Genomic DNA, 6,470 nt, shown 5'->3' with positions numbered 1-6,470 from the left:
TTTGCCGGGGCTGCTTTTCATTCCGAACAAAATTTGACCGGCTTAAGGGTCGCGCCAATGCGGCCCTTTTGGATTCCAGGCGCTATGACGCAATGGAGCGACTCTAAAGCGATCCGAGCACCTGCCAGACGATAGCACCACCAGAATCACGAGCATCGCCTAGGCGGTCCTGCGGCCGATCCGGTTCATTCATACTCAAAGGCGACGCCGTTCGGGATCGTCGAAGACCGCTGAGCGGGACCGGCTCAAGAAGGAGCGGGATGGTCCAATGAGAGGGCGCGTGCTTGGCGGCCGGAGTTGGTGATGGAAGAGTCCCTGAAATGGTACGACGAGAAGGCGGACAACTCGCCCTGGATCGACGCGCTTGCCGAGCTGCGGCAGCGGGCAACTCGCGAAGGCCACTGCTATCAGCACGTCCAGGCGATCACGGTCGCAATCGATCAGTATGCCGAGAAGGCCTAGGAAACCGCGACTACTTCCTCAACAAACCCTATGGCGTCGGTTAGCTCGACGGTCCGAATATTAAGTAGATCAAGCGCGCAATCCCCGCGACGGTCGCGATGATCTCCAAAACAACTCTAGAATGAAGACGTTGCATATCGCAACGTTTGGCTACCTCAGGTAGCGCTGTCCGCCCGATAGACAACATAACCAGGTCATCTAAGGTCGGAAACAGGCGCAGTAGCGCGCCCGGTCTATGACGCTGGGCAAGCGGCGTCGGCATTCGCAAAGACCTTGAGGTGATCGGGGTCTCCGACCTGCTTGCTCGTGTCAACGTAGATAAGAACGGTCATTGCGGAATCACTTCGGAAAGGGCCGGTAGGATTCGCCATCGCAACGATCCTCAATCACAGACATGCGGGACCGGATGTATTCGTCTCCTTTGAAGAACGCCGCGTAGGTCTTCCGAGGCGTCGAGGCGCTTCGAAGGCACATGATCCAAGGGATCGAAGACGGTGCGTTTGCCCGGATCGGTCCGGAGAACTCGAGTCCTTCTACGATGCGATATTCGCTCGCAACTCGCATCAACAGCGGCTTCACCTTTAAGAAGTCTGGTGGAGGGCCGGGGTCCAGCGGAGCGGTTTCAATAGATGAACAGGCTGTCAAACCAAGGCAGATCACTAGCCAGCGCGTCGAATGCACTTTCCCAAAAAACGTCCAACCAGCCATTCACACGTTCCGCACTTATTTGGTTTCGGGTAGCTCCAGTCTAGCCGGCGGCGGGGCCCTTCGTGCATGGGCCATGTGGGGCTTCGGTCCCGCGTTCACAGCGCATGAGCGCTTGTAGTCGCCGCAGTAGACTATAGCCGGGTGGGGCCGCCGGGCCGCATTTCCCCGATGGTGGTCTTCTGTTGGCGCATCTCGCGTTATCGCAGGTGAACGGCGGCTAGAAACTAGCCCCTGTTACCGACAGAACTGCACCGATTGCCATAAGGAGAATCCCCGGCCAGTTCGCGTCAAATCCCAAGAATCCTACGCCGCGGCGTGGCGGCTCCAGTGTGTCACGAGCCGGCCGGCTAAGCGATTCCCGTCAAATAGTAGCGCGCGCCCTATATAAGACTCCACCAAGAACGAGCAGCGCACCAAGTCCTATTAGGAACAGCCTCGGCCTCTCAATTCAGCGGCGGCGCACAACAGCGCAGCCTTGTCAGCGTTCTGTCCGCATGTATTCGCTGCGCTCAGAGATTAACCGCAAGTCAGGATCGGCACTCAATGATTGGGACGTATCCGTGGTCCGTAGGGGGCTTCTTTGAGGGCGCTCGGTTACGAGACCCCAGGCAATCATGACAAAAGCGAACACGACCGCCGCTATGGTCCTAGGATCCCGCACCATGGCGTCCTCCTCTGGTCGTCCAATGCCAAAGCTAGCGCCGGCGCGCGAATCCCAATTCACGACTGCGAGTGTTTAGAAATACCGCGGCCACAGGGGGAGACCGCTGTGATCGCAGTTCTGGAATAGCGTCGATTAGAACCCGTAGTAATTGTTGACCGATCGTGCTCGCGTGTCGTCAGCCCAATCCCACGAATTATCGTTTCCGTACTTTGGAGCTCCCTCCAGCTGCGTCTTAGTGACGCCAGTCCGATAACCTCCGAGCCCGGTATCATAGGTCAGGGATTGCCACGGAAGCGGATAGTGTTCGTCTCCAATTCCCAAGAAGCCGCCAAAGCTCAGGACGGCATATGCAACCTTCCCGCTGACCTTGTCGATCATGACGCGTTCAATCGAGCCGATTTGCTCGTTGTCTGCGCCATAAACGCCCGTGCCCTCAACTTTATCGCTGCCTATCAGGTTGCCCTGTTCTGTTTCCTCAATAGCCATTTTTCACTCCCTTTGGTGTGTGGAGGCTGAACAGCAGTTGAGGTGAAACGTTCCTCGTCTGCGAGGGCTAGCGGCAGCTTGACGTCACATTTCCGCGAACCGGGCGACTAAACCCATGCTGGGGCCTTGGCGGGTAGATAGTGGCTTGAAGATCGATCAGTGACTAGGCGTCGGTCTTCGGCCTGGAGTCGAGAAGGCGTGGCAACGGCCAATATACGAGCCCCGTGCGCGTCGTCGGCTTCAATGTAGCCGTCTGACGGGCAAGGCCTCAACGGCCTCAGCGGGGGGCGCAAAGCTGAGGCCGTCTCGGCGTGTCATACTGCGCCGATATGCCTTCGGCACGGACTCGCAACACAAGGCAAAGAATAGCGTTCCTAAATCTTTAAAAAAAGCGGCCCTGATGGAGCGCATCAGGACCGCACCTGCGGCCCTCAGGGCTAAATGAGGAGTCGCGAGCCGGCAGGCTTAGAATCTATGCCGATCGATAGAAAACGTTTCTGCTGCATGCTACCGCCATTCGTGTTTCAAGCCCGCGTCAAACCGTTTGTTCGCCTCGGCTACAAGGCGTTCACGCTCGCGGGCATCCTTCGCTAACGTTGAATGTAACCATGAGTCGGTTTGTTGGAATTTATGATCAATCTCGGCGATGCGTCGCAAGATAGCTTCAAGCGAGATTGGAGCCGGCGTCGTTTTCCCGAACATGCACGGGCACCTCCCTTCTAACATGGGCAGCGGATCGATGCCTTCAACAGAAAGTCCATTGCCGAGGCGCTTGATAGTCCCGGCCTTGTTAATGCGTGGTCCCACGCCCTTTGACGGTGCCGAGCTCTACGCCGTTGGCATCTGTCAAGATAACGCACTTCCCTGTTCTGTCCGCTATCGCTTGTGCGATGCGCATTGCTTCCTCCTCGTCCTCAAGAACGAGACTGATTTGTCCAGGTGAGATCACGGCCGTCCGCCGCACTCGAGGGTCGCGTGTCATGCGCTACTTAATCGGGTGACCGAAGACCCGGGGACGCAATCCACTCCCGCACATGGGCTGCGGTTTCAATTTGCCGCGCTCTGCGGAGTAACTTGTCCCGCTCAATACCTGGCGGCGTGCCGCGGGCTTCCTTCCGAAGCCGCTCTGCCTGTTCGGACAGGTTCTCGTCCAATGGATCCATTTGATTGAAACGGCGTCGCTCCATAGCGCTGCTCCATTCCGTTAGAGGAAGGCGGGAGCGCACCGAGCGTTCTCAGTCACCGATATAAGCCACGGATCGGGCGGTGATGGGGTGATTGTGCGCCCGGGAACTTCAGACGGCGAGTCATTTATTTACGATTTAGGGTGAACCGGAGAGAGGTTTGCACAACCCGGGCTTGCTCCCGGAACAGCGTCCCACCCCTTCGAAAGGCTGGCAAGGAACCCGCGTTCCACCTAGGAGTTCCATTGTGGGAACCGAACGAGATTTTGCGATGTAAGCAGCCATTGATCGCGTGATGCAAACCTACGGCATGATGGTCAATCTCACGCCGGTGCAGGAGGCCGAAGCCCGGGAGAAGGTTTCCAATTTCTTGAAAGACAGAGTCGAGAGACGAGCACAACTTATCCGTCGAGGGCCTCAAAAATTTGCTTGGCCACATTCCAAAGCCCCGACGACGCGCAGCTCATCTCAGCACGGCGTCCAGTAGCTGCTGTGGCTCATAGGGCTTCATGAGAAAGTAGGTGTCCTGCGGGACGTAGGGCGGGCCATGTCCAGAGACCATCACGACGTTGAGGCCCGGGAATTGGCGCTTAGCATACTCCGCAAGTTCGACGCCCGACATCGCTCCACCAAGCTGAATATCGATTACAAAAGCCCGGAGTTCAGGGCCCGTTGTAGCGAGCACCAGTTCCGCGGCCTCTCCGTTGGCACACTCCACCACCTGAAGGCCTGCGCTTTTCAGGAGGTCAGCAAGGGTCTCCCGCTGGAACGGATCATCCTCAACAATGAGGGCTACAAAGTTCGACATCATTGCCTCCGGAAGAAAACAAATCCCGGAATTCGTAATGGTTGCAATCGGATTCGCGGCCGGCATTCGGATAGCTCGGCACGGCGAGACCTGGGTACTGGCCTGTTTCGACCTAGGGCATAAATTGAAATATTGACTGTGTGCACTTGTGGACATACGCACGCTTTAATCAGGGGTACATTGTTCACCATCACAGCCCGGTACGTGGCTTCTATCTGTGATGAGAACGTCCGGTAGCGCTCCCGCCTTCCTCTAACGGAAAGGAGTGCGCCATGATCATCAAGCGGCGACGTTTCAAACAAACCAAATCTCTTAAAGAGCGGCTTGTCGAAGAGGCACAAAAGCTCCGAGATCAGGCGAAGCTGCTACCCTATGGACCAGTTCGCGAAGCAGTCTTGAAAAAGGCGCGGAGGATCGAAGCGGCGGCCCATATGGACGATTGGCTTAACTCGCCGGGCCTGCGGCCGCCGAAGAAGAACGATACACCCAGCCCCAGTTAATTTGACGAGGGATTTGGCTGCCTGCTCAATCCTCAGCCGAACAGCTCCGCGCCTTCTAGCGTGAAGGTGACGAAGGTCCCGGATTCGTGCATCTTGAGCCAGCCGCGCTCGATCGCGAGTTTGAGGCCCGCGCCGTACTCGGCCGGGCTGCCGCGGTCACGGAAGAGAAACGGCTCGTTGATTTTCTCGATATGTATGCGCCCTTGTACCGGCTCGACCGCATTGGCGATTTCGAGGATTCGGCGAGCGGCTTTTTCCGGGTCGGCATAGGGGCGGGCGGTGGCGAATTTCATGAATGTCCCATGCGAGCGCGCGGAAAGCTCGGCCGTACATTGGCAAGGCGTTTGCCGCAAGCCTCACAAACAAATCTGTCCACTATATCTACTGTGCGTTTGGCCCAATGGTTTGCGGTCGGGATTGAACACCCGCTCGACATGACGGTTCAGCGCCTTCATGAACCGGATGCGAGCGAACATCGTTGGTCCGTTTTGCTTGACCACCAACAACAGTGCCTCGATAGCGGTCTGCCATTCGTCGAGCTGCTGGTCGGCCTTCGGAAGTTGGGTGATGTAGGCCCCCGCGTCTTCGAGGGTGACGAGCTCACGGCCATCGGGCAGGGGTATTGGATCGTCAAATGGTCGCTTCCAGCCTGTTACATTCCCCATGCGGTCAGCGCGCCAGCGTTACGCCTGATCCGCTTCGGCCCGCAGGGTCGCCAGCTCTATGACCGTGCCCGACAAGTCCGTGGCGGCTACCTCGATGCGGTCCGTCTCGGCCAGTTCAGCCAGCTTAGCCAGCGCGTCTTTGGCCGTCTCCACCACGACCGAAAAGCCGCCGTCTTTGACCTTGGCATGTATCCAGTACGGCATCCATCGATCATGCCTTCAGAACCGCCAGTTGCAAACGGTCCATGGTAATAAGTTCGGGAGTGTCAGCCAACAATCAGCCACAAATTGCGGCGCCAAGCCGTTATCGTCCCAGTGCTGCGCTGCATCCAACCGGCGACTAGCGGGGGACTCAGGTCTTGAGCTTCTCAAATGCACAGCCTTTGAGAATGGCCTCCTTATAGACTTCCTTCAGTAACGGGTTGGCGAGAATGGCGTCGCCTGCATTGAAGGTCGCGTCTTCGGTCCAGTCGGCGTCTGGCAGAGCTTCAGGGAGGGCACCCCGATTCGTCACATACGCGACCCGGGGCGATGTTCGACCATACGGCACTTTTTCGTAGAATCTGCGAAGCTTGTTCATGAATGCGCCCGACCCTTTAGCTCAGCGGCATCGACCTCTTCCGCAAGCTTTTGCCAATCTTCAGCGATCTGGAGCCAGTTCGCTTTATCTACCGGAAGGCGGGCCTGCAGCGAGCGCTGCCGACAATCATCCGCATTCTGACGATAACGCTCGGCAGAACCCGTCATTTCTTAGCCTTCAGCCCCAGCTCAACCAACCGGCGGATGGCTTCGGAGCGGCTGGGCAGGTCATCCTGCTTGCGGCGCCAAGCATCGATAGCGGCCACCTCGGTAGCAGCCATCATTACGGGAATACGGAGATCTCTCAGTTCATCGGCCATGACGTCAGTTTCTAGGAGCATTGGGCATCCTGCACAAGTTGGTTGACATATGCCAGGTTGTGGCACATGTTGTGCTAGTTGTCCATAAGGATAG

The 6,470-nt window shown here is 57.4% G+C and carries 12 protein-coding genes; 2 read left to right on the top strand and 10 right to left on the bottom strand.

The annotated features are described in order from the left end of the window. Positions 1-303 precede the first annotated feature (303 nt). On the top strand, positions 304-462 hold the full coding sequence (locus tag KIP88_RS41200) for a hypothetical protein (RefSeq protein ID WP_308163759.1): 159 nt from the start codon (positions 304-306) through the stop codon (positions 460-462). Positions 463-801: 339 nt separating this feature from the next. Here KIP88_RS41200 and KIP88_RS41195 read toward each other — a convergent pair whose 3' ends face one another. From KIP88_RS41195 to KIP88_RS41180, 4 genes are all read right to left on the bottom strand, one after another. Beyond that, positions 802-1,170: a hypothetical protein gene (locus KIP88_RS41195; RefSeq protein ID WP_214493826.1), complete on the bottom strand. Its 369-nt coding sequence runs from the start codon at positions 1,168-1,170 to the stop codon at positions 802-804. Positions 1,171-1,966: 796 nt separating this feature from the next. Beyond that, the gene (locus KIP88_RS41190) at positions 1,967-2,320 is read right to left on the bottom strand and encodes a PRC-barrel domain-containing protein (RefSeq protein ID WP_214493825.1); all 354 of its coding nucleotides are present in this window, start codon (positions 2,318-2,320) and stop codon (positions 1,967-1,969) included. A gap of 507 nt (positions 2,321-2,827) precedes the next feature. Beyond that, positions 2,828-3,022 (bottom strand): hypothetical protein, encoded by a 195-nt coding sequence (locus KIP88_RS41185; RefSeq protein ID WP_214493824.1) that lies wholly within the window; start codon positions 3,020-3,022, stop codon positions 2,828-2,830. Positions 3,023-3,967: 945 nt separating this feature from the next. Continuing rightward, a complete protein-coding gene (locus tag KIP88_RS41180; RefSeq protein WP_214493823.1) occupies positions 3,968-4,312 on the bottom strand; it encodes a response regulator in 345 nt (114 codons plus the stop codon). Positions 4,313-4,584: 272 nt separating this feature from the next. Here KIP88_RS41180 and KIP88_RS41175 point away from each other — a divergent pair, with 272 nt between their 5' ends. Further along, a complete protein-coding gene (locus KIP88_RS41175) occupies positions 4,585-4,812 on the top strand; it encodes a hypothetical protein (RefSeq protein WP_214493822.1) in 228 nt (75 codons plus the stop codon). A gap of 32 nt (positions 4,813-4,844) precedes the next feature. Here the strand turns inward: KIP88_RS41175 and KIP88_RS41170 are convergent, their stop codons facing one another. From KIP88_RS41170 to KIP88_RS41145, 6 genes are all read right to left on the bottom strand, one after another. After that, positions 4,845-5,105: a hypothetical protein gene (locus tag KIP88_RS41170; RefSeq protein ID WP_214493821.1), complete on the bottom strand. Its 261-nt coding sequence runs from the start codon at positions 5,103-5,105 to the stop codon at positions 4,845-4,847. Positions 5,106-5,168: 63 nt separating this feature from the next. Beyond that, a complete protein-coding gene (locus tag KIP88_RS41165; protein ID WP_214493820.1) occupies positions 5,169-5,477 on the bottom strand; it encodes a hypothetical protein in 309 nt (102 codons plus the stop codon). Positions 5,478-5,495: 18 nt separating this feature from the next. Next, entirely contained in the window at positions 5,496-5,681 is a 186-nt protein-coding gene (locus KIP88_RS41160) for a hypothetical protein (RefSeq protein WP_214493819.1), read from the bottom strand. Between the two features lie 148 nt (positions 5,682-5,829). Further along, complete coding sequence (locus tag KIP88_RS41155) at positions 5,830-6,057, bottom strand: hypothetical protein (RefSeq protein ID WP_214493818.1); 228 nt, start codon at positions 6,055-6,057, stop codon at positions 5,830-5,832. Beyond that, on the bottom strand, positions 6,054-6,224 hold the full coding sequence (locus KIP88_RS41150; protein ID WP_214493817.1) for a hypothetical protein: 171 nt from the start codon (positions 6,222-6,224) through the stop codon (positions 6,054-6,056). Before KIP88_RS41150 ends, KIP88_RS41155 begins: the two co-directional genes overlap by 4 nt. After that, positions 6,221-6,376 carry a hypothetical protein gene (locus tag KIP88_RS41145; protein WP_214493816.1) on the bottom strand — a complete coding sequence of 52 codons (156 nt, stop codon included), beginning with the start codon at positions 6,374-6,376 and terminating at the stop codon, positions 6,221-6,223. The genes KIP88_RS41150 and KIP88_RS41145 overlap by 4 nt, the downstream gene beginning before the upstream one ends. Positions 6,377-6,470 lie beyond the last annotated feature (94 nt).

The organism is Bradyrhizobium sp. SRL28 (assembly GCF_018596315.1).
GTDB lineage: Bacteria > Pseudomonadota > Alphaproteobacteria > Rhizobiales > Xanthobacteraceae > Bradyrhizobium.
The sequence above is the reverse complement of the archived record's forward strand: the minus strand, read 5'-3'. Positions and strand labels throughout refer to the sequence as shown.

What these genes read in the sequence shown, in the direction of transcription:
- KIP88_RS41200 (WP_308163759.1), top strand. Translation starts at nt 304, where the DNA reads ATGGAAGAGTCCCTGAAATGGTACGACGAGAAGGCGGACAACTCGCCC.
- KIP88_RS41195 (WP_214493826.1), bottom strand. Translation starts at nt 1,170, where the DNA reads ATGGCTGGTTGGACGTTTTTTGGGAAAGTGCATTCGACGCGCTGGCTA.
- KIP88_RS41190 (WP_214493825.1), bottom strand. Translation starts at nt 2,320, where the DNA reads ATGGCTATTGAGGAAACAGAACAGGGCAACCTGATAGGCAGCGATAAA.
- KIP88_RS41185 (WP_214493824.1), bottom strand. Translation starts at nt 3,022, where the DNA reads ATGTTCGGGAAAACGACGCCGGCTCCAATCTCGCTTGAAGCTATCTTG.
- KIP88_RS41180 (WP_214493823.1), bottom strand. Translation starts at nt 4,312, where the DNA reads ATGTCGAACTTTGTAGCCCTCATTGTTGAGGATGATCCGTTCCAGCGG.
- KIP88_RS41175 (WP_214493822.1), top strand. Translation starts at nt 4,585, where the DNA reads ATGATCATCAAGCGGCGACGTTTCAAACAAACCAAATCTCTTAAAGAG.
- KIP88_RS41170 (WP_214493821.1), bottom strand. Translation starts at nt 5,105, where the DNA reads ATGAAATTCGCCACCGCCCGCCCCTATGCCGACCCGGAAAAAGCCGCT.
- KIP88_RS41165 (WP_214493820.1), bottom strand. Translation starts at nt 5,477, where the DNA reads ATGGGGAATGTAACAGGCTGGAAGCGACCATTTGACGATCCAATACCC.
- KIP88_RS41160 (WP_214493819.1), bottom strand. Translation starts at nt 5,681, where the DNA reads ATGCCGTACTGGATACATGCCAAGGTCAAAGACGGCGGCTTTTCGGTC.
- KIP88_RS41155 (WP_214493818.1), bottom strand. Translation starts at nt 6,057, where the DNA reads ATGAACAAGCTTCGCAGATTCTACGAAAAAGTGCCGTATGGTCGAACA.
- KIP88_RS41150 (WP_214493817.1), bottom strand. Translation starts at nt 6,224, where the DNA reads ATGACGGGTTCTGCCGAGCGTTATCGTCAGAATGCGGATGATTGTCGG.
- KIP88_RS41145 (WP_214493816.1), bottom strand. Translation starts at nt 6,376, where the DNA reads ATGGCCGATGAACTGAGAGATCTCCGTATTCCCGTAATGATGGCTGCT.